This window comes from Klebsiella sp. P1CD1 (assembly GCF_003790505.1).
Lineage (GTDB): Bacteria > Pseudomonadota > Gammaproteobacteria > Enterobacterales > Enterobacteriaceae > Klebsiella > Klebsiella variicola.
In genome coordinates, this window is sequence record NZ_CP033631.1 from 2257966 (window position 1) to 2279673 (window position 21708).

General features: G+C 60.0%; 20 protein-coding genes. 15 read left to right on the forward strand and 5 right to left on the reverse strand.

What is annotated here, in order from left to right; translation table 11 throughout:
• The first annotated feature begins 132 nt into the window (after positions 1-132).
• The 5 genes from tdcA to pflB all read left to right on the forward strand — a co-directional run bounded on the left by tdcA (position 133) and on the right by pflB (position 7067).
• A complete protein-coding gene (gene tdcA, locus DTA24_RS11315; protein ID WP_008804334.1) occupies positions 133-1071 on the forward strand; it encodes a transcriptional regulator TdcA in 939 nt (312 codons plus the stop codon).
• 93 nt (positions 1072-1164) lie between these two features.
• Positions 1165-2154 (forward strand): bifunctional threonine ammonia-lyase/L-serine ammonia-lyase TdcB, encoded by a 990-nt coding sequence (gene tdcB / locus DTA24_RS11320; protein WP_002910762.1) that lies wholly within the window; start codon positions 1165-1167, stop codon positions 2152-2154.
• Between the two features lie 25 nt (positions 2155-2179).
• Positions 2180-3511, forward strand: a complete 1332-nt coding sequence (gene tdcC / locus DTA24_RS11325) for a threonine/serine transporter TdcC (RefSeq protein WP_012967794.1) — start codon at positions 2180-2182, stop codon at positions 3509-3511.
• A gap of 27 nt (positions 3512-3538) precedes the next feature.
• Positions 3539-4744, forward strand: coding sequence for a propionate kinase (gene tdcD / locus DTA24_RS11330; protein ID WP_012967795.1), 1206 nt, complete (start codon positions 3539-3541; stop codon positions 4742-4744).
• Positions 4745-4772: 28 nt separating this feature from the next.
• The gene (gene pflB, locus DTA24_RS11335; RefSeq protein WP_012541300.1) at positions 4773-7067 is read left to right on the forward strand and encodes a formate C-acetyltransferase; all 2295 of its coding nucleotides are present in this window, start codon (positions 4773-4775) and stop codon (positions 7065-7067) included.
• Between the two features lie 51 nt (positions 7068-7118).
• Here pflB and DTA24_RS28105 read toward each other — a convergent pair whose 3' ends face one another.
• On the reverse strand, positions 7119-7265 hold the full coding sequence (locus DTA24_RS28105; protein ID WP_004225356.1) for a hypothetical protein: 147 nt from the start codon (positions 7263-7265) through the stop codon (positions 7119-7121).
• A gap of 289 nt (positions 7266-7554) precedes the next feature.
• Here DTA24_RS28105 and DTA24_RS11340 point away from each other — a divergent pair, with 289 nt between their 5' ends.
• From DTA24_RS11340 to DTA24_RS11360, 5 genes are all read left to right on the forward strand, one after another.
• The gene (locus tag DTA24_RS11340; protein ID WP_162493310.1) at positions 7555-8613 is read left to right on the forward strand and encodes a branched-chain amino acid ABC transporter substrate-binding protein; all 1059 of its coding nucleotides are present in this window, start codon (positions 7555-7557) and stop codon (positions 8611-8613) included.
• Between the two features lie 109 nt (positions 8614-8722).
• Positions 8723-9637 (forward strand): ABC transporter permease subunit, encoded by a 915-nt coding sequence (locus DTA24_RS11345; protein WP_008804338.1) that lies wholly within the window; start codon positions 8723-8725, stop codon positions 9635-9637.
• A gap of 9 nt (positions 9638-9646) precedes the next feature.
• Complete coding sequence (livM, locus tag DTA24_RS11350) at positions 9647-10933, forward strand: high-affinity branched-chain amino acid ABC transporter permease LivM (protein WP_123836826.1); 1287 nt, start codon at positions 9647-9649, stop codon at positions 10931-10933.
• Positions 10930-11805 (forward strand): ABC transporter ATP-binding protein, encoded by an 876-nt coding sequence (locus tag DTA24_RS11355; RefSeq protein WP_004148803.1) that lies wholly within the window; start codon positions 10930-10932, stop codon positions 11803-11805. The genes livM and DTA24_RS11355 overlap by 4 nt, the downstream gene beginning before the upstream one ends.
• Positions 11802-12521, forward strand: a complete 720-nt coding sequence (locus DTA24_RS11360) for an ABC transporter ATP-binding protein (RefSeq protein ID WP_023290181.1) — start codon at positions 11802-11804, stop codon at positions 12519-12521. The genes DTA24_RS11355 and DTA24_RS11360 overlap by 4 nt, the downstream gene beginning before the upstream one ends.
• A gap of 5 nt (positions 12522-12526) precedes the next feature.
• On the opposite strand, the gene DTA24_RS11365 is transcribed toward DTA24_RS11360, so the two are convergent.
• Positions 12527-13420 (reverse strand): LysR substrate-binding domain-containing protein, encoded by an 894-nt coding sequence (locus DTA24_RS11365; protein ID WP_008804342.1) that lies wholly within the window; start codon positions 13418-13420, stop codon positions 12527-12529.
• Between the two features lie 283 nt (positions 13421-13703).
• Between DTA24_RS11365 and pckA the strand changes: the two genes are divergently transcribed.
• Positions 13704-15347 (forward strand): phosphoenolpyruvate carboxykinase (ATP), encoded by a 1644-nt coding sequence (gene pckA, locus DTA24_RS11370; RefSeq protein ID WP_012967799.1) that lies wholly within the window; start codon positions 13704-13706, stop codon positions 15345-15347.
• A 49-nt stretch (positions 15348-15396) separates the two neighbouring features.
• On the opposite strand, the gene DTA24_RS11375 is transcribed toward pckA, so the two are convergent.
• Positions 15397-15873: a GNAT family N-acetyltransferase gene (locus tag DTA24_RS11375; protein WP_012541306.1), complete on the reverse strand. Its 477-nt coding sequence runs from the start codon at positions 15871-15873 to the stop codon at positions 15397-15399.
• Between the two features lie 98 nt (positions 15874-15971).
• Between DTA24_RS11375 and DTA24_RS11380 the strand changes: the two genes are divergently transcribed.
• From DTA24_RS11380 to DTA24_RS11390, 3 genes are all read left to right on the forward strand, one after another.
• Positions 15972-16904 (forward strand): LysR family transcriptional regulator, encoded by a 933-nt coding sequence (locus DTA24_RS11380; RefSeq protein ID WP_022066199.1) that lies wholly within the window; start codon positions 15972-15974, stop codon positions 16902-16904.
• 305 nt (positions 16905-17209) lie between these two features.
• A complete protein-coding gene (locus DTA24_RS11385) occupies positions 17210-18505 on the forward strand; it encodes an MFS transporter (RefSeq protein WP_032432118.1) in 1296 nt (431 codons plus the stop codon).
• An 11-nt stretch (positions 18506-18516) separates the two neighbouring features.
• Positions 18517-19326 (forward strand): substrate-binding domain-containing protein, encoded by an 810-nt coding sequence (locus DTA24_RS11390; RefSeq protein WP_008804347.1) that lies wholly within the window; start codon positions 18517-18519, stop codon positions 19324-19326.
• Here the strand turns inward: DTA24_RS11390 and DTA24_RS11395 are convergent.
• Both DTA24_RS11395 and DTA24_RS11400 read right to left on the reverse strand, forming a co-directional pair.
• Positions 19301-20200 carry a LysR family transcriptional regulator gene (locus tag DTA24_RS11395; RefSeq protein ID WP_008804348.1) on the reverse strand — a complete coding sequence of 300 codons (900 nt, stop codon included), beginning with the start codon at positions 20198-20200 and terminating at the stop codon, positions 19301-19303. The two genes, DTA24_RS11390 and DTA24_RS11395, sit on opposite strands and share 26 nt — an antisense overlap.
• Positions 20201-20312: 112 nt before the next feature.
• Positions 20313-20795, reverse strand: coding sequence for a cold-shock protein (locus DTA24_RS11400; RefSeq protein ID WP_012541308.1), 483 nt, complete (start codon positions 20793-20795; stop codon positions 20313-20315).
• Between the two features lie 191 nt (positions 20796-20986).
• Here DTA24_RS11400 and DTA24_RS11405 point away from each other — a divergent pair, with 191 nt between their 5' ends.
• The gene (locus DTA24_RS11405; RefSeq protein WP_023322865.1) at positions 20987-21685 is read left to right on the forward strand and encodes an RluA family pseudouridine synthase; all 699 of its coding nucleotides are present in this window, start codon (positions 20987-20989) and stop codon (positions 21683-21685) included.
• Positions 21686-21708: the final 23 nt, after the last annotated feature.

Consider the following 21708-nt stretch of genomic DNA (forward strand, 5'->3'; position numbering starts at 1 on the left):
TAATTTACTTATTCTGACTCGTGGCTCCTGCTTATCCGCCGCGGCGGAGCCTTTGTGAGAGCTCTCACATAACCCGGTGATCGCGATTTGTTACACTTTCCGCCGTCAACAAAGGAATGAAAGTGAGACGCGATGAATACTTTTTCTCTGCCTAAAACACAGCATCTGGTGGTTTTCCAGGAAGTGATCCGCAGCGGGTCAATCGGGGCCGGAGCAAAAGCGTTAGGACTCACTCAGCCGGCGGTCAGTAAAATCATTGGCGATATGGAAAGTTATTTTGGCAGCGAATTAATCGTCCGGCGAAATACCGGCGTCTCGCTCACCGAGGCCGGGCAGGTATTTCTCAACTGGTCAGAAGCGATCACCCGTGAAATGAAAAATATGGTCAATGAAATGAATGCTCTGACCAACAGCGCGGTGGTGGATGTCTCCTTTGGTTTCCCTTCGCTGGTCGGGTTTACCTTTATGTCGGAGATGGTGCATCAGTTTAAAATGACCTTCCCGAAGGCGCGGGTCTCAATGTATGAGGCGCAGCTCTCCGCCTTTTTGCCGGCGATCCGCGACGGGCGTCTCGACTTCGCCATCGGGACGCTGAGCGATGAGATGAAACTGCAGGACCTGCACGTCGAGCCGCTGTTTGAGTCTGAGTTTGTGCTGGTGGCGAACCGGGCGCGGATCGGCAACGGCACCGTCCGCCTGGCCTCGCTCCAGCATGAGCAGTGGGTGCTGCCGGAGACCAATATGGGCTATTACAGCGAACTGCTGGCCACCCTACAGCGCAGCGGCATCCGCCGCGAAAATATCGTCAATACCGATTCGGTGGTGACGATCTATAACCTGGTACTCAATGCCGATTTTCTGACGGTAATCCCCTGCGACATGACCACGCCGTTCGGCTCGAGCCAGTTTGTCACCATCCCCATTAAAGAGGCCTTGCCGGTAGCGCGCTATGCGGCGGTATGGTCGAAGAATTACCGGCTTAAAACCGCGGCGGCGTCGCTGGTGGAGATGGCGAAACAGTACTCTTCGGGGCAGGGCAACCGCCACTGGCAGCCAATAGAAATTGCCTGACTGATATTGATTAAATAACCCAACACACGTCCTCGCTGTTATCAGCAGGATGACGCCCGGTCATTGACTTTATATTAAGATACAGAGGCTATCATGCATATTACCTACGATCTTCCCGTATCCATTGACGATATTCTCGAAGCGAAGCAACGCCTGGCGGGAAAAATATATAAAACGGGCATGCCCCGCTCGAATTATTTTAGCGAACGCTGCCAGGGTGAAATATTCCTTAAATTCGAAAATATGCAGCGCACGGGTTCATTTAAAATTCGCGGCGCCTTTAATAAGCTGTGCGGTTTAACCGCGGCGGAAAAACGCAAAGGGGTGGTGGCCTGCTCGGCGGGCAACCATGCGCAGGGGGTCTCGCTCTCCTGCGCCATGCTCGGCATTGACGGGAAAGTGGTGATGCCGAAAGGGGCGCCAAAATCGAAAGTCGCCGCCACCTGTGATTATTCGGCAGAGGTGGTCCTGCATGGCGATAACTTTAACGATACCCTCGCCAAAGCCAGCGATATTGTTGAACTTGAGGGCCGTATTTTTATTCCCCCCTATGACGACCCGCAGGTGATTGCCGGGCAGGGAACGATTGGTCTCGAAATATTAGAAGATCTTTATGACGTGGATAATGTCATCGTGCCGATTGGCGGCGGGGGATTAATTGCCGGTATCGCGATTGCGATTAAATCCATTAACCCGACGATCCGCATTATTGGCGTGCAGTCGGAGAATGTTCACGGCATGGCCGCCTCCTGGTATGCCGGGGAGATCACCAGCCATCGCCACGCCGGCACCTTAGCCGATGGTTGCGATGTCGCCCGGCCAGGGAAACTGACTTATGAAATCGCCCGCCAGCTGGTGGATGACATCGTCCTGGTGAGTGAGGACGACATTCGCCAGAGCATGGTCGCCTTAATTCAGCGCAATAAAGTGATCACCGAAGGGGCCGGGGCGTTGGCCTGCGCCGCGTTATTAAGCGGCAAACTAGACAGCTATATCCAGAACCGCAAAACGGTCAGCCTGATTTCCGGGGGCAATATCGATCTCTCCCGGGTATCGCAAATTACGGGTTTTGTTGACGCTTAATTCAATACATAAGTGAGGACAGGATATGAGTACGACTGAGAGCATTGCATCCAGCCAGACAAGCCTTTCGTCCTGGCGTAAATCTGACACCACCTGGACCCTGGGCCTGTTTGGCACCGCTATCGGCGCCGGGGTGCTGTTTTTCCCGATTCGCGCCGGCTTCGGCGGGCTGATCCCGATCCTGGTGATGCTGGTGCTGGCCTATCCCATCGCCTTTTATTGCCATCGGGCGCTGGCCCGGCTGTGCCTGTCGGGGGCTAACCCCTCCGGCAATATCACCGAAACGGTGGAAGAGCATTTTGGCAAAACCGGCGGGGTGGTGATCACCTTTCTGTACTTCTTCGCCATCTGCCCGCTGCTGTGGATTTATGGCGTCACGATCACCAATACCTTTATGACCTTCTGGGAGAACCAGCTGCAGATGCCGGCCCTCAACCGCGGGGTGGTGGCGCTGCTCCTGCTGCTGCTGATGGCGTTTGTCATCTGGTTTGGTAAAGACCTGATGGTCAAGGTGATGAGCTATCTGGTGTGGCCGTTTATCGCCAGCCTGGTGGTGATCTCCCTGTCCCTGATCCCTTACTGGAATAGCGCGGTGATTGAGCAGGTCAACCTCAGCGATATCGCCTTAACCGGTCACGACGGCATTCTGGTGACGGTATGGCTGGGCATCTCCATCATGGTGTTCTCCTTTAACTTCTCGCCGATCGTCTCCTCGTTTGTCGTCTCCAAACGCGAAGAGTATGAAGCGCAGTTTGGCCGGGAGTATACCGAACGCAAATGCTCACAGATCATCTCCCGGGCCAGCATGCTGATGGTGGCGGTGGTGATGTTCTTCGCCTTCAGCTGCCTGTTTACCCTCTCGCCGCAGAACATGGCGGACGCCAAGGCGCAGAATATCCCGGTGCTCTCCTATCTGGCGAACCACTTTGCCTCGATGTCGGGCACCAAATCCACGTTTGCCACCCTGCTGGAGTATGGCGCGTCGATCATCGCCCTGGTGGCCATCTTCAAATCGTTCTTCGGCCACTATCTCGGCACCCTCGAGGGGCTGAACGGTCTGATCCTGCGCTTCGGCTATAAAGGGGATAAAACCCGGGTCTCCAGCGGCAAGCTCAATACCCTGAGCATGGTGTTCATCATGGGCTCGACCTGGGTGGTGGCGTATGCCAACCCCAATATCCTCGACCTGATTGAGGCCATGGGCGCGCCGATTATCGCCTCGCTGCTGTGCCTGCTGCCGATGTACGCCATTCGTAAAGCGCCTTCGCTGGCCAAATACCGTGGACGTCTCGATAACCTCTTTGTGACCGCCATTGGTCTGCTGACCATCCTCAACATCGTTTACAAACTGTTCTAATCCGGCTCAGGCCACGCGGAGTACAACATGACTGAATTTCCGGTAGTACTGGTGATCAACTGCGGCTCGTCGTCGATCAAATTTTCCGTCCTGGACGCCGCCAGCTGCGACTGCCTGCTGAACGGCGTGGCCGAGGGCATCAACGCGGAACGGGCGTTTCTCTCGCTCAACGGCGGCGAGCCGGTGGCGCTGGCGCAGCGCGGCTATGAAGGCGCCCTGCAGGCGATTGCCGGAGCATTAGCCCAACGCGACCTTATCGACAGCGTGGCCCTGATTGGCCACCGCGTCGCCCACGGCGGCGACCTCTTCACCGAGTCGGTCATTATTAGCGAGGAGGTTATCAATAACATTCGCCAAGTATCATCCCTGGCCCCGCTGCATAACTACGCCAGTCTCAGCGGCATCGCCTCGGCGCAGCGGCTGTTCCCGCAAGTGATGCAGGTGGCGGTCTTTGATACCAGCTTTCACCAGACCCTGGCCCCGGAAGCTTTTCTCTATGGTCTGCCGTGGGAGTATTACCAGAACCTCGGGGTACGCCGCTACGGTTTCCACGGTACCTCGCACCGCTATGTGTCCCGGCGCGCCCTGGCGCTGCTCGGGTTGCCGGAGCAGGAGAGCGGCCTGGTGATCGCCCACCTGGGCAATGGCGCCTCGATCTGCGCGGTGCGCAACGGCCGCAGCGTGGACACCTCGATGGGAATGACGCCGCTGGAGGGGCTGATGATGGGCACCCGCAGCGGCGATGTCGACTTCGGCGCCATGGCGTGGATTGCCGGGGAGACCCGGCAGACCCTCAGCGACCTGGAGCGGGTGGCCAACACCGCCTCCGGCCTGCTGGGGATCTCCGGCCTTTCCTCCGACCTGCGGGTGCTGGAGCAGGCGTGGCATGAGGGCCATGCCCGCGCCCGCCTGGCAATTAAAACCTTTGTCCATCGCATCGCCCGTCATATTGCCGGTCACGCCGCGGCGCTGCAGCGTCTCGACGGCATTATTTTCACCGGCGGGATTGGCGAGAACTCGGTGCTAATCCGTCGGCTGGTGAGCGAGCGGCTGGCGGTCTTTGGCCTTGAGATGGACGTCGCCCGCAACCAACAGCCGAATTCGGTCGGCGAACGCCTGATCTCCGCCGACGCCAGCCGGGTGCGCTGCGCGGTTATACCTACCAATGAAGAGCGCATGATTGCCCTAGATGCGATCCGCTTAGGGCGGATCCACACGGCGGCGCTGGCCTGACTTTTTATTCTGTAGAGAGACGATGTTCATGAAAGTAGATATCGATACCCAGGATGTACGATACGCCGAGGCCTGGCAGGGCTTTCGCGGTACGGCGTGGCAAACGCAGATCGACGTCCGCGACTTTATTCAGCATAACTACACCCCTTACGAGGGCGATGAGTCTTTCCTCGCCGACGCGACGCCAGCGACCACCGCCCTCTGGGAGCAGGTGATGGCCGGGATCCGCGTCGAGAACGCCACCCATGCGCCGGTGGATTTCGACACCAATGTCGCCACCTCCATCACCGCCCACGCGGCGGGCTATATCAACCAGCCGCTGGAAAAGATCGTCGGCCTGCAAACGGACCAGCCGCTGAAGCGCGCCCTGCATCCTTTTGGCGGCATCAATATGATCAAAAGCGCCTTCGAGGCCTATGGCCGCGAAATGGATCCCGCCTTTGAGTATCAGTTTACGGCGCTGCGCAAGACCCACAATCAGGGGGTATTTGACGTCTATTCCCCGGATATGCTGCGCTGTCGCAAGTCGGGGGTGCTGACCGGGCTGCCGGACGGCTATGGCCGCGGACGGATCATCGGCGATTACCGCCGCGTCGCGCTGTACGGCATCCGCTATCTGGTTCGCGAACGTGAGCTGCAGTTTGCCGACCTGCAGCCAGCCCTTGAGCGCGGCGAGGCGCTGGAGGCCACCCTGCGCCTGCGCGAAGAGCTGGCCGAACAGCGGCGCGCGCTGCAGCAGATGCAGGAGATGGCGGCCCGCTACGGCTGCGATATCGCCCACCCGGCGCGCACTGCCCGGGAGGCGGTGCAGTGGCTGTACTTCGCCTACCTGGCGGCGGTGAAGTCGCAGAACGGCGGTGCCATGTCGCTGGGGCGCACGGCCACCTTCCTCGACATCTATATCGAACGCGATCTGCGGGCGGGTCGGCTCAATGAACAGCAGGCCCAGGAGCTCATTGACCACTTCATCATGAAGATCCGCATGGTGCGTTTCCTGCGCACCCCGGAATTTGACACGCTGTTCTCCGGGGATCCCATCTGGGCGACGGAGGTGCTGGGCGGTATGGGGCTGGATGGCCGCACCCTGGTCAGTAAAACCACCTTCCGTTACCTGCATACCCTGCACACCATGGGGCCGGCGCCGGAGCCGAACCTGACCGTGCTCTGGTCGCAGGCGCTGCCGGTGGCGTTTAAAAAATATGCCGCCCGGGTCTCTATCGCCACCTCGTCGCTGCAGTATGAGAACGACGATCTGATGCGCAGCGATTTTCACAGCGACGACTACGCCATCGCCTGCTGCGTTAGCCCGATGGTGATCGGCAAGCAGATGCAGTTCTTCGGTGCCCGCGCCAATCTCGCCAAAACGCTGCTCTACGCGATTAACGGCGGGGTGGATGAGAAACTGAAGATCCAGGTGGGGCCGAAAACCGACCCTCTGCGTGATGAGGTGCTGGACTATGACACCGTGATGGCGAGCCTCGACCACTTTATGGACTGGCTGGCGGTGCAGTACATCAGCGCGCTGAACATCATCCATTGTATGCATGATAAGTACAGCTACGAGGCGGCGCTGATGGCCCTGCACGACCGCGACGTCTACCGCACGATGGCCTGCGGCATCGCCGGCCTGTCGGTGGCGGCGGATTCGCTGTCGGCGATAAAGTACGCCCGGGTGAAGCCGGTGCGCGATCACCACGGGCTGGCGGTGGACTTTGTCATTGAGGGCGATTATCCGCAGTACGGCAACAACGACGATCGGGTCGATGCCATCGCCTGCGACCTGGTGGAGCGCTTTATGCGCAAAATTCAGGCGCTCCCCACCTGGCGCCAGGCGGTGCCGACCCAGTCGATCCTGACCATCACCTCCAACGTGGTGTACGGGCAGAAAACCGGCAATACGCCGGACGGACGTCGGGCGGGGACGCCGTTCGCCCCGGGGGCCAATCCGATGCATGGCCGCGACCGCAAAGGGGCGGTGGCGTCGCTGACCTCGGTGGCGAAACTGCCGTTTACCTACGCCAAAGATGGCATCTCGTATACCTTCTCCATCGTGCCGGCGGCCCTCGGCAAAGCCCCGTCGGCGCAGGAAAACAACCTGGTGGGGCTGCTGGACGGCTACTTCCACCACGAGGAGACGGTGGAGGGGGGACAGCATCTTAACGTCAATGTGCTGAACCGGGAAAAGCTGCTCGATGCGATAGAACACCCGGAGCAGTATCCGAATCTGACGATCCGCGTCTCCGGCTATGCGGTCCGCTTTAACGCGCTGACCCGCGAGCAGCAGCAGGATGTGATCTCCCGAACGTTCACCAGTCAACTCTGAGCGGCCGCCAGGCCACAGGAGAGCCTTTAACGGGCTCTCCTGTTATCATCTTCACATTACCGCAACAAAATAATCACCACTGTTGATCATATTCGCATTTTTGCACCACGCTGGCGCGCAGCGACCGCTAACTGCATCTATGTTTAGCTCACGGGCCGGTACGGATACCGCGTTGTCCGGCTCGCCACGTGATGGCAACCGATCTCCTGACCTGAAAGGGAATGCGCCCTTGCCGGATGCGGCACGGGTTGCCGTCGCGTGCGCACTGACCGGGGCGTCCGCGCTCCGGCGCGACCTCTCTACCTGGCGGGATTTTTGCTTCTTCCACCCTGGCCGTCCTGGCGCTGCGCCAACGTCGGCACCACACGGTAAGTGATATTTTCTGCGTCATTCCATGACGCCAGGCTTTACATCGCTGAGGAATATCCGAATGTCTTTGAAACTGAAAACAATGACGCTTCATGTTGTGATAGCAGGTTGTATGAGCATGGCCTTTTACGCCCAGGCAGACGTGAAGATCGGCGTCGCCGGGCCCTTTACCGGACCCAACGCCACCTACGGCGCCCAGTACTGGAAGGGGGCTTCGCAGGCGGTGGCCGATATCAATGCCGCCGGCGGTATCAAAGGCGAAAAGATTGTGCTGGTGCAGGGGGATGACGCGTGCGAACCGAAGCAGGCGGTGGCGGTGGCCAACCGGCTGGTGGATGAAGCGAAAGTCTCCGCCGTGGTGGGGCACTTTTGCTCTTCCTCAACGATGCCGGCTTCCGAGGTATATGACGAAGCTGGGATCCTGACCATTACCCCCGGCTCGACCAACCCGCAGATCACCGAGCGCGGCATGAAGGACCTTTTCCGCATGTGTGGTCGTGACGATCAGCAGGGGGCGATTGCCGCCAACTATATGCTGGACGTGCTGAAGGCGAAGAAAATTGCCGTCATCCACGATAAAGACACCTATGGTCAGGGGCTGGCCGATGCCACCCGCGCGGCGCTGGCGAAGCGGGGCACCAAAGAAGTGTTGTACGAAGGCCTCTCCCGCGGTGAAAAAGACTTTAACGCCCTGGTGACCAAGATCGGCGCCCTCAAGCCGGACGTGGTCTACTTTGGCGGCTGTCATCCGGAAGCGGGCCCGCTGGTGCGTCAGATGCGCGAGCAGGGGGTGCAGGCCAAATTCTTCTCCGGCGACTGTATCGTCACCGAGGAGCTGGTGACGGCCGCCGGCGGGCCGCAGTTCACCAACGGCGTGCTGATGACCTTTGGTCAGGATCCACGCACTCTCCCGGAAGGCAAAGCGGTGATCGAGAAGTTCCGCGCCAGCGGCTTTGAACCAGAAGGCTATACCCTCTACGCCTACGCCTCCATTCAGGCTATTGCCGCGGCCTGGAACGCCGTGGGTACCGATAACGCCAAAGCCAGCGACTGGCTGAAGAGCCACGATGTCGAGACGGTAATGGGCAAGAAAGCCTGGGATGGCAAAGGCGACCTCAAGGTGTCCGACTACGTGGTCTATCAGTGGGACGACAAGGGCAAATATCATCAGCTCTGATCGGCCACGACCTGAGGACGCTCTGTCCTTTTGACTTGCGAATCGTCACATCACGGCGGTCGACCGGGAACGGAACCCGGCGGCCGTCTGCCTGGCGGCTGGAGGGGCTATGACGGCGTTTTTTCTGCAACAACTGATCAATGGGCTGACGCTGGGCGCAGTGTACGGCTTAATCGCCATCGGCTACACCATGGTGTATGGGATCATCGGCATGATCAACTTCGCCCACGGCGAGGTGTATATGGTCTCCGCCTATCTGTGCGCCATCGGCCTGGCGCTGCTCTCTTTCTTCGGGATCCACTCCTTTCCGCTGCTGATTTTCGCCACCCTGGTGTTCACCATCGTGGTCACTGGCGTATACGGCTGGGCGATCGAGCGCATCGCCTACCGGCCGCTGCGCAACTCGACGCGACTGGCGCCGCTGATCTCGGCTATCGGGATGTCGCTGATCCTGCAGAACTATGTCCAGCTGAGCCAGGGGCCGAACCAGCAGGGGATCCCGACGCTGCTCAGCGGCGCGCTGCGCATGACGGTGGGCGATGGGGTGGTGCAGATCACCTGGACCAAGGTGTTTATTCTCGTCGCGGCGCTGGTGGGGATGCTGACCCTGACCTGGATTATCCAGTACACCCGGCTGGGGCGCATCTGTCGCGCTACCCAGCAGGACCGGCGTATGGCGGCAATCCTAGGCATCAATACCGACCGGGTGATCTCCCTGGTGTTTGTCATCGGTGCGGCGATGGCCGGTCTGGCCGGGGTGCTGGTGACCATGAACTACGGCACCTTCGACTTCTATATCGGATTTATTATCGGCATCAAAGCCTTTACCGCCGCGGTGCTGGGCGGGATCGGCTCGCTGCCTGGCGCGATGCTGGGTGGTCTGCTGCTTGGGGTGGCCGAAGCCCAGTTCGCCGGGCTGGTGAATTCGGATTACAAAGATGTCTTTTCCTTTGCGCTGCTGGTGGCGATCCTGATTTTTCGCCCGCAGGGGCTGCTGGGACGTCCGCTGGTGGCCAAGGTCTAAGGAGGCTTTATGGGTGAATTTACGCGCCAGCCTGCGCGGGATATCAAAAGCGCGCTGATCGACAGCGTGCTGGCCGGTCTTTGCGCGTTAATTGTCTTTGGCCCGATCGTCGGCGTGGTGCTCAAAGGGTATGGTTTTACCCTCGCGCCCGCGCGGGTGGCGATCCTCGTGGCGGTGGTGATGGCCGGCAGGCTGGCGCTCAGCCTGCTGCTGCAGAGCCGTCGGGGAAAAGCCTTTATTGCCCGCTTTGAGGGGGCGGATGACGGGGTGTACGTCCGGCCGCCGGGATACCGCTCGCGGCTGCGCTGGATAATGCCGCTGCTGGCGGTCCTGGCCATTGCCTTTCCATTTCTCGCCAGCAAATACCTGCTGACCGTGGCGATCCTCGGCCTGATCTACGTTCTGCTCGGCCTGGGGCTGAACATTGTGGTGGGCCTCGCGGGCCTGCTCGATCTGGGCTATGTGGCGTTTTACGCCATCGGCGCCTACGGCCTGGCGCTGGGCTACCAGTACCTGGGCCTCGGCTTCTGGGCGATGCTGCCGCTGGGGGCGGTGATGGCGGCCCTCGCCGGGGCGTTGCTGGGTTTTCCGGTGCTGCGTATGCATGGCGACTATCTGGCCATCGTCACCCTCGGCTTTGGCGAAATTATCCGCCTGGTGCTTAACAACTGGGTGAGCTTCACCGGTGGCCCTAACGGCGTACCGGTGCCATCCCCCACGCTGTTTGGCCTCGAGTTTACCCGCCGGGCCAAGGATGGCGGCATCCCCATCCATGAGTTTTTCCACGTCAGCTACAACCCCAACCTGAAATTCATCTTTCTCTACGCCGTGCTGTGCCTGGTGGTGATGCTGGTGCTGCTGGTGAAGCATCGCCTGACGCGGATGCCCATCGGCCGCGCCTGGGAGGCGCTGCGAGAGGATGAGATCGCCTGTCGGGCGATGGGGCTCAATCACGTGCTGGTGAAGCTCTCGGCGTTTATGCTCGGCGCGTCGACGGCCGGCATCGCCGGGGTGTTCTTCGCCAGCTATCAGGGGTTTGTTAACCCGACGTCGTTCACCTTTTTTGAGTCGGCGCTGATCCTGGCGATTGTGGTGCTCGGGGGAATGGGCTCCACCCTGGGAGTGGTGCTGGCGGCGTTTGTCCTGACGGTCACCCCGGAGCTGCTGCGCGGTTTTGACGAATATCGGGTGCTGCTGTTCGGCGTGCTGATGGTGGTGATGATGATCTGGCGGCCGCGCGGCCTGGTGCGCACCAGCCGCAGAGGGGTTGCGTTGCGAAAAGGAGTCGCGCCATGACCGACAGCATCTTACGCGTTGAGCATCTGATGATGCATTTCGGCGGCATCAAAGCGCTGAATGATGTCAATCTGGAGGTGGAGCGGGGGTCGATCACCGCCCTGATCGGCCCCAACGGCGCGGGCAAGACCACGGTGTTTAACTGCCTGACCGGTTTTTACCGGGCGACGGGGGGGAGCATCGTGCTGCGGGCGCGGGAAAAGGTTACCGATGTCATTCAGGTGCTGGGGCAGAAGCTTCACCCGGACGATTTTCTCCACCCGGCGCAGCTGGGGCGGCGGATCTATTACAAGATGTTCGGTGGCACCCATCTGGTGAACCGCGCTGGCCTGGCGCGCACCTTCCAGAATATACGTTTATTCCGCGAGATGTCGGTGATTGAGAACCTGCTGGTGGCCCAGCATACCCAGGTTAACCGCCATCTGCTGGCCGGGATCCTCAATACCCGTGGGTATCGGCAGGCGGAGAGTCAGGCGCTGGATCGCGCTTTTTACTGGCTGGAGGTGGTGGAGATGGTGGACTGCGCCAACCGTCTGGCGGGGACCCTCTCCTATGGACAGCAGCGGCGGCTGGAGATCGCCCGCGCCATGTGTACCCGCCCGGAGATGATCTGTCTGGACGAGCCGGCCGCCGGTCTCAACCCGGTGGAAACCCAGGCGCTGAGCCGGATTATTCGCTTTCTGCGCCAGCAGCACGGCATCACGGTACTACTGATCGAGCATGATATGGGGATGGTGATGGAGATTTCGGATCATATCATCGTCCTCGATCACGGGGACGTCATCGCCCGCGGGGCGCCGCAGGCGATCCAGGCCAACGCCAGCGTGATTGCCGCCTATCTTGGCGCTGAGGAAGAGGAGACGCGCCGATGAGCCAGCCATTGCTTGCCTTTGATGAGGTGGATGTCTTCTATGGGCCGATCCAGGCCCTGAAGCAGGTCTCCCTCACCGTCAACGAGGGGGAGACGGTGGCGCTGATCGGCGCCAACGGCGCCGGTAAATCAACGCTGCTGATGTCGGTCTTCGGCCAGCCGCGCATTGCCGGCGGGGAGATTTTCTATCGCGGGGAGGCGATCAGCCGGAAATCGACCCACTTTATCGCCAGCAACGGCATCGCCCAGGCCCCGGAAGGGCGGCGCATCTTTCCCGATATGACCGTCGAGGAGAACCTGCTGATGGGGACCATTGCCATTGGCAACCGCTATCAGGCCGAAGACAAGGCGCGGATGTATCAGCTGTTCCCCCGGCTGGAAGAACGGCGGGGACAGCGGGCGATGACCCTCTCCGGCGGCGAGCAGCAGATGCTGGCCATCGCCCGGGCGCTGATGAGCCGACCGCGCCTGCTGCTGCTGGATGAGCCAAGCCTGGGGCTGGCGCCGCTGGTGGTGAAGCAGATTTTTCAGATCCTGCGCGAGCTGACGGCCCAGGGGATGACGCTGTTTCTGGTGGAGCAGAATGCCCGCCATGCCCTTAACCTGTCGGACCGCGCCTATGTGATGGTGAACGGCCAGATCCGCCTGAGCGGCAGCGGCCAGGCGCTGCTCAACGACCCGGAGGTGCGTAAGGCATATCTGGGGATCAGCGGCTGAGGGGGTTATTCCCGCGGTTCGTTACGGGTTTTAATGTGCTGCCAGAAACGTTCGGCGGCCTGGTTAAGCCGCGAGCCGGAGCGGTAGAGCCAGGCGCCGATCGGCAGCGACAGGCGGTCATCGAGGATCGTCAGTCGGCCTTCGTCCAGCTCGCGCTGAATAGAGTATTGCGGCAGCCAGCCCACGCCGTCGCCATTGAGGATCATGCGCTTGAGCAACTCGCTCATGGAAGAGACAAACGTAAGGGAGAAGGTGATCTCCGGCGTACGGTCGATCACCTGGTTCACCTGGCGCCCCATATAGCTGTCGTTGGCGTATTTCATCAGCGGCAGCACGCCGCGATGTAAATGAAACAGCGGGCGGCCATGTTCGTCGCAGGGGGAGACCAGGTGCAGGTAAGAATCAAAAATTTTATGATTAATAAACGGATAGTTCATTAATTCTTCATTATAGAAGGAGAGGATAAAATCGCTTTTTCCCTCTTTCAGGTTAAATACGGCGTCGTTGACGTTAATCGATTCAACATGAAAAGTCTTATTTTTACGGTCGGTGTAACCGGCGATGATTTCCGGCAGTAATAACACCGACAGCGAAGGGGCCGCGTCGATTCTTATTTTCTGGGTCGTGTTATTTAAACCCTTAATACGACTGATCTGAAAATCCATGTCATCGAGCATATTTCGCGCATAGCCGACAAAAATTTTCCCGCGGTTGGTCAATTGCAGGGGGTTGGCGCTACGATCGAAGATGCTGAATCCGAGGGAGGCCTCCAGCGACTGGATGCGTCGACTGAACGAGGACTGAGAGATGTTGCGGGCTTTGGCCGCGAGGGTAAAGCTGCGTGACTCCTCAAGGGCAATCACATCATACAGCCATTTAACTTCCAGATTTGCCAACACCGATCCAGTCCTCAAAAACGCAATAAAGGCTATGCAATTTTAGCATAGCGCATAGAAACTATGCAATTAACATAATTATCGACAGGTGTTAACATTTTTTGGAAAGTTGAGATTTATGAATGCATATCGGCGACCCTACATGAGCACGATATGAAATCGCGACTCACAGTTATTTATTGCTTTATTTTATTGTCCAGGACTTATCTTATTAAATCGCCGGCGACGATGACGAAAGCAATGAATAACCCAGGCCTCTTACCTTAAATAGTTTGTCAGGAGTTCCATGTCACAACAAATTGAATCAGTTAAAATGGCTCTGCAGGAGCTGGGGATTAATGCAAGCGGCGAATTCTTTTACAACCCTGATTACGATTTGCTTATTGCACATGAAACCGCTCCTGAACTGACCGGCGCGGCCCGCGGCGTGATGACCGACTCTGGCGCTGTGGCTGTTGATACCGGGATCTTCACCGGCCGTTCACCGCGCGATAAATACATCGTCCGCGACGAACAGACGCGTGATACCGTCTGGTGGGCAGACTCAGGCCTCGGCCGCAATGACAACAAACCGTTATCGCCAGACGTGTGGCGCAGCCTGAAAAGCCTGGTCGCGGGCCAGCTGAGCGGCAAAAAACTGTACGTCATCGACGCCTGGTGCGGCGCCAGCCCGGACACCCGTCTTGGCGTACGCTTCGTCACCGAGGTGGCGTGGCAGGCCCACTTTGTCAAAAACATGTTTATCGTGCCGAGCGCCGACGAGCTGGCCAGCTTTACGCCAGACTTCGTGGTGCTCAACGGCGCGGGCTGCACCAATGCCAACTGGCAGGCGCAGGGGATGAACTCCGAGAACTTCGTCGCCTTTAATCTCAGCGAGCGTATTCAGCTCATCGGCGGCACCTGGTACGGCGGCGAAATGAAGAAAGGGCTGTTCTCGGTCATGAACTACCTGCTGCCGCAGAAAGGCATCGCGTCGATGCACTGCTCGGCCAACCGTGGCGAAGCAGGGGATGTGGCGCTGTTCTTCGGCCTCTCCGGTACCGGTAAAACCACCCTGTCGACCGATCCGCATCGTCAGCTGATTGGCGATGACGAGCACGGCTGGGACGATGACGGCGTGTTTAACTTTGAAGGCGGCTGCTACGCCAAGACCATCAATCTCGACCCGCAGGCGGAGCCGGAGATTTATGGCGCCATCCGCCGCAATGCGCTGCTGGAAAACGTGGTGGTGCGCGCCGACGGTAGCGTGGATTATGCCGACGGCAGCAAAACCGAAAACACCCGCGTCTCCTATCCGCTGTCGCATATCGACAATATCGTCAAGCCGGTGTCCCGCGCGGGCCATCCGTCGAAGGTGATTTTCCTTGCCGCCGATGCGTTTGGCGTCCTGCCGCCGGTCTCCCGTCTGACCACCGAGCAGATGCAGTACCATTTCCTGTCGGGTTTCACCTCGAAGCTGGCGGGTACCGAGCGCGGCATTACCCAGCCGACGCCGACCTTCTCCGCCTGCTATGGCGCGGCGTTCCTGCTGCTTCACCCAACCCAGTACGCCAGCGTCCTGGCGGCGAAGATGGCGGAATCCGGTGCGGAAGCCTGGCTGGTCAACACCGGCTGGAACGGCGAGGGCAAACGCCTGTCGCTGCGCGATACCCGCAGCATCATTAGCGCGATCCTCAACGGCACTACCGGCCCGCTGCGCGATGAGACCATCCCGGTGTTCGGTCTTGCGATCCCGCAGAGCATTCCAGGGGTAGACAGCGCGGTGCTGGATCCGCGTAATGGCTGGAGCTCAGCGGATAAGTGGCAGGAGAAGGCCGAGAGCCTGGCTCAGCTGTTTATGGATAACTTTAAGCAGTACAGCGATACCGAAGCGGGCGCGCGTCTGGCGCTGGCCGGTCCGCAGCTGCAGAATAGCGCGGTCGAAGCCTGATCCGCGGCCAGCAGGTCGACGCCTTGCGCCGACCTGCTGGCGAGCCGCTTTACTCCGCAAAGGCCCGCAGCGCATCGCCCGTGAGGCGATAACGCACCCACTCATCCTGCGGCTGCGCGCCAATGCTCAGATAGAAATCAATCGCCGGCTGGTTCCAGTCGAGCACGCTCCACTCCAGACGCCCGCACTGACGCTGTACAGCATATTGCGCGATGGTTTTCAGCAGCGCTTTTCCGGCGCCTATCCCGCGAAAGTCGGGGGTGACGTACAGATCCTCCATATAGATACCATTGCGTCCAAGCCAGGTGGAATAGCTGGTGAAGAACACCGCGTAGCCCACCGCTTTGCCCGCCACCTCGCAGATCAGCGCTTCGGTTTTGCTGCCGCTGGCAAACAGCGTCTCTCTGATCTCCTCTGCCGTCGTCACCACCTCTTCAGGGGCTTTCTCGTAGACCGCGAGTTCATAAATCATGTCGTAAATAGCGGTGGCGTCGTCCGGGGTGGCCTGGCGGATCGTGATGCTCATGGGGCGTCCTGTATCAATAGTCAAAAGAGAGCAAAATTGCTGACCCTGAGGATAAGCGGTATTGTGAAAAGAATTAAGTGCAATGAAATCAGCAAACGATGAATATTATGCATCCTGTCCTGCGCCGGATTGACCTCAACCTGCTGCCAGTCTTTGACGCGGTCTATCGCTCCCGCTCGGTGCGCCTGGCGGCGGAAGAGCTGGCAATGAGCACCTCGGCGCTGAGCCATGCGCTTTCCCGGCTGCGCAGCGCCCTCAACGATCCGCTGTTCTATCGCGAAGGCCACCGGATGTGTCCCAGCGTCTATGCCAGCCAGCTGGCGCCCTCTATTGCTTCGGCGCTGAAGTTTCTCAACCAGGAGCTGACGCCGCCGGCGGCGTTTGTGCCGGCCGCCAGCACCGACTGCATGCAGATTGCGATCACCGATTTCACCGCGTTCTGCGTCTTTCCGACCCTGATGCACCACCTGCAGCGTGAGGCGCCCGGGCTGCGGTTTGAACTCCGTTATCTGCCCCACAGCCCGGCGCTGACCGAGCTGCTGGCGGGCGAGGTCGACCTGGCCCTCGGGTTCAATACCCCTGACGAGCCAGCCCATCCCGATCTTGAGGAGATTAACTGGCTGCGGGACGAATATGTGGTCATCAGCCAGGCCGACCGGACGGCGCTGACCCTGGACGCCTACCTTGCTGCCCGTCATCTGGTGGTGACCCCGTGGAATGAGCAGCAGGGGGTGCTGGACCGTGAGCTGGAGCGGCAGGGCTATTCGCGGCAGGTGGCGATGAAAACCCCTTCGATGCTGAGCGCGCCCTTCATTATTGAGCAGAGCGACCTGTTGATGGCGCTGCCCCGGCGAGCGGCGGAGACGATGGCCCGCGCCGCCCGGCTGACCATTTTCCCGCTGCCGTTTCCGGTTCCGCCGTTTGACGTCAAGATTTACGCCCACCAACGCAGCGGGAAACGCGAGGCTACCCGCTGGCTGATCGCTCTGTTGCAGACGCTGGTGGGGGAGTCTGCCGCTTCCGCTTCCTGACGCGCTTTGCGGCCGGCAGCGTGTATCCTCACCTCAGGCCAGGGTTTTTATGCCGTCAACCCGCGGCGACGTACCCTGGCCTCGGTCACAAAACGGAAAACTGACTTTTTCGCCGTCACCCGCGGCGTGGTTAGCACGGGATGTGTTAAATGATTGTATGTAAAAGTAATGTTAATTAGTTAAATGTTATTCATGCGTAAAATGCATTAATGGATGCGTTTATTACGCTTATTTCGTTCCCGGTTCTGTTTCAGTCTTCAGCAACAGGCGCGCGACAACGCGTGGATAACAAACTGGAGACCTGCATGCATTCGACAACCTCACTGATGAGTACCCGTGACCGGATCGGCGCCATCCTGCGCGTCACGTCCGGTAACTTTCTCGAACAGTTCGACTTTTTCCTGTTCGGGTTTTATGCCACCTACATCGCACATACCTTTTTTCCGGCGAGCAGTGAATTCGCCTCGCTGATGATGACCTTCGCGGTCTTTGGCGCCGGCTTTTTGATGCGCCCCATCGGCGCCATCGTGCTTGGCGCCTACATCGACAAGGTGGGGCGGCGCAAGGGGCTGATCGTCACCCTGTCGATCATGGCCACCGGCACCTTCCTGATCGTGCTGATCCCCTCTTACCAGACCATTGGCCTGTGGGCGCCATTGCTGGTGCTGATCGGCCGTCTGCTGCAGGGCTTTTCCGCTGGCGCCGAGCTGGGCGGGGTGTCGGTCTATCTGGCCGAGATCGCCACACCGGGTCGCAAAGGCTTTTACACCAGCTGGCAGTCGGGCAGTCAGCAGGTTGCCATCATGGTGGCGGCCGCGATGGGCTTTGCCCTCAACGCGGTGCTGGAGCAGAGCGCCATCAGCGACTGGGGCTGGCGCATTCCGTTCGTCTTCGGCTGCCTGATTGTTCCGTTCATTTTCATCCTGCGCCGTAAGCTGGAGGAGACCCAGGAGTTTACCGCCCGCCGCCATCATCTGGCGATGCGCCAGGTGTTCGCCACGCTGCTGGCGAACTGGCAGGTGGTTATCGCCGGGATGATGATGGTGGCGATGACCACCACCGCGTTCTACCTGATCACCGTCTATGCGCCGACCTTTGGTAAAAAGGTGCTGATGCTCAGCGCCTCTGACAGCCTGCTGGTTACGCTGCTGGTGGCGATTTCCAACTTCTTCTGGCTGCCGGTGGGCGGGGCGCTGTCTGACCGCTTTGGCCGCCGACCGGTGCTGATTGCCATGACCCTGCTGGCGCTGGCTACCGCCTGGCCTGCACTGACCCTGCTGGCGAACGCGCCGAGCTTTTTGATGATGCTGAGCGTGCTGCTGTGGCTGTCGTTTATCTACGGCATGTACAACGGGGCGATGATCCCGGCGCTGACCGAAATTATGCCTGCCGAAGTGCGCGTGGCAGGTTTCTCGCTGGCCTACAGCCTGGCGACCGCGGTATTTGGCGGCTTCACGCCGGTGATTTCCACGGCGCTGATCGAGTATACCGGTGATAAAGCGTCTCCCGGCTACTGGATGAGCTTTGCCGCCATCTGCGGCCTGCTGGCCACTTGCTACCTCTATCGCCGTAGCGCCGTTGCGCTGCAGACGGCACGTTAATCAGGGAGAAGATGATGCGTAAAACGACAGGAACACTGCTGGCCACGCTGCTGCTGGCCGCCACCGGCGGCAGCGCGCTGGCCGCAGAGGTCACCGTGATGATCTCCGGCGGCTTCAAAGCGGCGCTGGAAAAGCTGGCCCCGGCGTGGGAAAAACAAACCGGCAACCACCTCGTGGTGATCCCCGGCCCGTCGATGGGGAAAACGCCGCAGGCGATCCCTAACCGCCTGGCGCGGGGCGAACACGCGGACGTGGTGATTATGGTCGGGGATGCGCTAACCAGCCTCGAAAAAGCGGGCCGTACGCAACCGGGTTCGCGTCGGGAGCTGGCCGACTCGCCGATCGGCGTGGTGGTGAAGGCGGGGGCGCCGCTGCCGGCTATCCATAGCGCAGACCAGCTGCGGGCGACGCTGCTGGCGGCGCCGTCGGTCGCGTACTCCGACAGCGCCAGCGGACGCTATGTTAGCTCGACGCTGTTCCACACCCTGGGCATTGATGACGCGATGCAGAGCAAAGCGCAGATGGTGGAGCGCATTCCGGTAGCCTCGGAAGTGGCGAAGGGACGGTATGCGATCGGTTTTCAGCAGGTGAGCGAACTGCTGCCGGTACCCGGCGTGACCTTCGTTGGCGAACTGCCGGATAACCTGCAGTACATCACCCGCTTTGCCGGGGCGGTGACTATCAGCGCCGACCACCCGCAGGAAGGCAAGGCGCTGCTGGCGTATCTGGCCTCACCGGCGGCGCAGGAGACCATCCACGCCACCGGCATGCGAAGCGTGGCCGCCACCACGCCGGTCAGCCAGAAGGATACTGTTCAATAATCAGCTTCTCCAGCTCTGCCGCCACGTAGGACTGAATACGGCCGCTGAGGCGGATCAGGCCTACCGTACGCGTGACCACCGGGTCAGTGAGCGGCACAGCGCGGAGAACGGAATGCTCCCCGGCGGGCATCGACATCGCGGGCACGGCGGCAATGCCGATGCCCGCTTCCACCATCCCCAGCATCGTGGTGACGTGGCGGGTTTCGCAGATACTTGGCCGCGCCGGCGTCAGATGCGCCAGCTCCCGGTCGAGCAGAGTCCGGTTGCCCGAGACCCGATCCAGGCCAATATAATCCTGTTCAAAATACGCCTGCCAGCTGAGGTGCGTCTTGCGCGCCAGCGGATGATCGTACCGACAGGCGGCCACATAGCGGTCGTCGGCAAGAGGCGTGAATTCGAGACTGGCTGGCAGGTTTTTGGCAAAACAGAGGCCAAAGTCAGCCTGTCCGCTGCTGACGGCCTCGATCACATTCCCGACGCTGCTGTCAATCAACCGGATGCGCACCTGGGGATAACGCGCCTGAAAGCTGCGGATGATTTCCGGCATAAAGTAGTAGGCGGCGGAGGGCACCGTCGCCACCGTCACCAGCCCGGTGCGCGCCTTGCTGACCTGGCTGATATCCGCCAGCACCGTCTCGACATGGGCCAGCAGTTGCTCCGAACGTTCGGCAAAATTTTGCCCATACAGCGTGAGGGTCACCCGCCGGGTGGTACGTTCGAACAGCCGGTTGCCCAGCGCCGTCTCCAGCTTTTCGATGCGTCGGCTAAGGGCCGACTGCGACAGGCAGATGGATTCAGCGGCCAGCCGAAAACTGCCATATTCCATCAGGGCGCGAAAGGCGTAGAGATCGTTGAAGTCAAAATTTACGGGCATGGCGGCGGCATCCTTATCGGCTGTCTGGCGCCATCGCCCCGTCCGGCGAGGGGCGATGGCGGGTAGTCTATCGGGCAGGTCTTCGGGCGCGCGGGAAACCGCGCGCCGGGGCTTACACCTTAAGCAGTTTTACCGTGGCATCGATATCGATTTCGTCTTCCGAGAAGATCAGGGTTGTCCCCTGAAAGGTGGTGATCGCCAGCTTTTTCACCGAACGCATCTCTCCCGGCTGCACTGTGGATTTTGGCCGGATGCTGTTCATCAGCAGCCCGACCGACAGCACCGCGTTTTCTTTATCGACGCGGGTCTCGACCGGCTCCTCCTCATGGTACACCACATAGGATTTGATGGAGGTCAGCTTCAGCCGCTCGCCGGCGATATAGATATATTTGCTCTCCGGAATGACCTTCACCGCGTAGGCCGACAGCCCTTTATTGTTGGTGGTAGGTTCGAAAGTCACCGCCGCGTCTTTCTTGATAAGATCAGGATTGGCGACCTTAATCACGTGAAAATAACGATTTTCGCCGTTTTCATCTTTGATAAATCCAAAACCTTTATCTTTAAACCACGTTGTGATTGTTCCGTTCATCGCCATTACCGTTCTTACTCGTTGGTTAACTCAAATTTTGCAGCGCGCAGTGTAAAGCACATTGCCTGTGCAGGCCATGCCTTTGCGATAAGTGTGGGTGATAAATGACGCCGCCGCGAGGGCGGATTGTGCGCCAGCATCGTGCCGGCGGCCAAAATGGGGTACTATCGCCAGCCACTCCTTCTTCGGGCCGCCTGATGTCCACCATTATCGATACCTTTGTCGCGCCGCCGTGCCGCGAACAGATCACCCTCTTGTATCAGGACGAACACCTGCTGTTGATCAATAAACCCGCCGGGCTGCTGAGCCTGTCGGGCAAAGATCCGCGCAACCTTGACTCCGTGCATCACCGGCTGGTTCAGCGCTTTCCGGGCTGCACCCTGGTGCACCGCCTGGACTTCGGTACCTCCGGTCTGATGGTGGTGGCCCGCAACAAAGACGTTAACGCCTTGCTGTGTCAGCAGTTCAGCCAGCGCACGGTGGCAAAGGTCTATACGGCGCTGCTGTGCGGCCACCTGGCGGAAGACGAGGGGATCGTGGAGGCGGCAATCGCCAAAGATCCGGCCCGTTTCCCGCGCATGTCGCTCTGCGCCCGGCACGGCAAACCGGCGCGTTCGCGCTATCGGGTCATTGACCGCCTGTATCAGTCACGGGATGGGGAGAGGGCGCTGGCGTTAACCCGGGTGGCGCTTACCCCGGAGACCGGGCGCACCCATCAGCTGCGCATCCACTGCCAGCTGCTGGGCTATCCGATCCTTGGCTGCGATTTGTACGGTGGCCGGGAGCTGCCCGGCACGGAACAGGCTCCGCGGCTGATGCTGCACGCCAGCGAACTGCGCTTTGTCCACCCCGTCAGCCATGAGCCGATGCATATCCAGCAGGCGAGCCCGTTCTGATCGCCCGCGGCGAGAAAGCCCGG

Bases quoted from the DNA above. Each gene is read 5' to 3' on its own strand.
- tdcA (WP_008804334.1), top strand. From the start codon at position 133: ATGAATACTTTTTCTCTGCCTAAAACACAGCATCTGGTGGTTTTCCAG.
- tdcB (WP_002910762.1), top strand. From the start codon at position 1,165: ATGCATATTACCTACGATCTTCCCGTATCCATTGACGATATTCTCGAA.
- tdcC (WP_012967794.1), top strand. From the start codon at position 2,180: ATGAGTACGACTGAGAGCATTGCATCCAGCCAGACAAGCCTTTCGTCC.
- tdcD (WP_012967795.1), top strand. From the start codon at position 3,539: ATGACTGAATTTCCGGTAGTACTGGTGATCAACTGCGGCTCGTCGTCG.
- pflB (WP_012541300.1), top strand. From the start codon at position 4,773: ATGAAAGTAGATATCGATACCCAGGATGTACGATACGCCGAGGCCTGG.
- DTA24_RS11340 (WP_162493310.1), top strand. From the start codon at position 7,555: ATGGCCTTTTACGCCCAGGCAGACGTGAAGATCGGCGTCGCCGGGCCC.
- DTA24_RS11345 (WP_008804338.1), top strand. From the start codon at position 8,723: ATGACGGCGTTTTTTCTGCAACAACTGATCAATGGGCTGACGCTGGGC.
- livM (WP_123836826.1), top strand. From the start codon at position 9,647: ATGGGTGAATTTACGCGCCAGCCTGCGCGGGATATCAAAAGCGCGCTG.
- DTA24_RS11355 (WP_004148803.1), top strand. From the start codon at position 10,930: ATGACCGACAGCATCTTACGCGTTGAGCATCTGATGATGCATTTCGGC.
- DTA24_RS11360 (WP_023290181.1), top strand. From the start codon at position 11,802: ATGAGCCAGCCATTGCTTGCCTTTGATGAGGTGGATGTCTTCTATGGG.
- pckA (WP_012967799.1), top strand. From the start codon at position 13,704: ATGTCACAACAAATTGAATCAGTTAAAATGGCTCTGCAGGAGCTGGGG.
- DTA24_RS11375 (WP_012541306.1), bottom strand. From the start codon at position 15,873: ATGAGCATCACGATCCGCCAGGCCACCCCGGACGACGCCACCGCTATT.
- DTA24_RS11380 (WP_022066199.1), top strand. From the start codon at position 15,972: ATGAATATTATGCATCCTGTCCTGCGCCGGATTGACCTCAACCTGCTG.
- DTA24_RS11385 (WP_032432118.1), top strand. From the start codon at position 17,210: ATGCATTCGACAACCTCACTGATGAGTACCCGTGACCGGATCGGCGCC.
- DTA24_RS11390 (WP_008804347.1), top strand. From the start codon at position 18,517: ATGATGCGTAAAACGACAGGAACACTGCTGGCCACGCTGCTGCTGGCC.
- DTA24_RS11395 (WP_008804348.1), bottom strand. From the start codon at position 20,200: ATGCCCGTAAATTTTGACTTCAACGATCTCTACGCCTTTCGCGCCCTG.
- DTA24_RS11400 (WP_012541308.1), bottom strand. From the start codon at position 20,795: ATGGCGATGAACGGAACAATCACAACGTGGTTTAAAGATAAAGGTTTT.
- DTA24_RS11405 (WP_023322865.1), top strand. From the start codon at position 20,987: ATGTCCACCATTATCGATACCTTTGTCGCGCCGCCGTGCCGCGAACAG.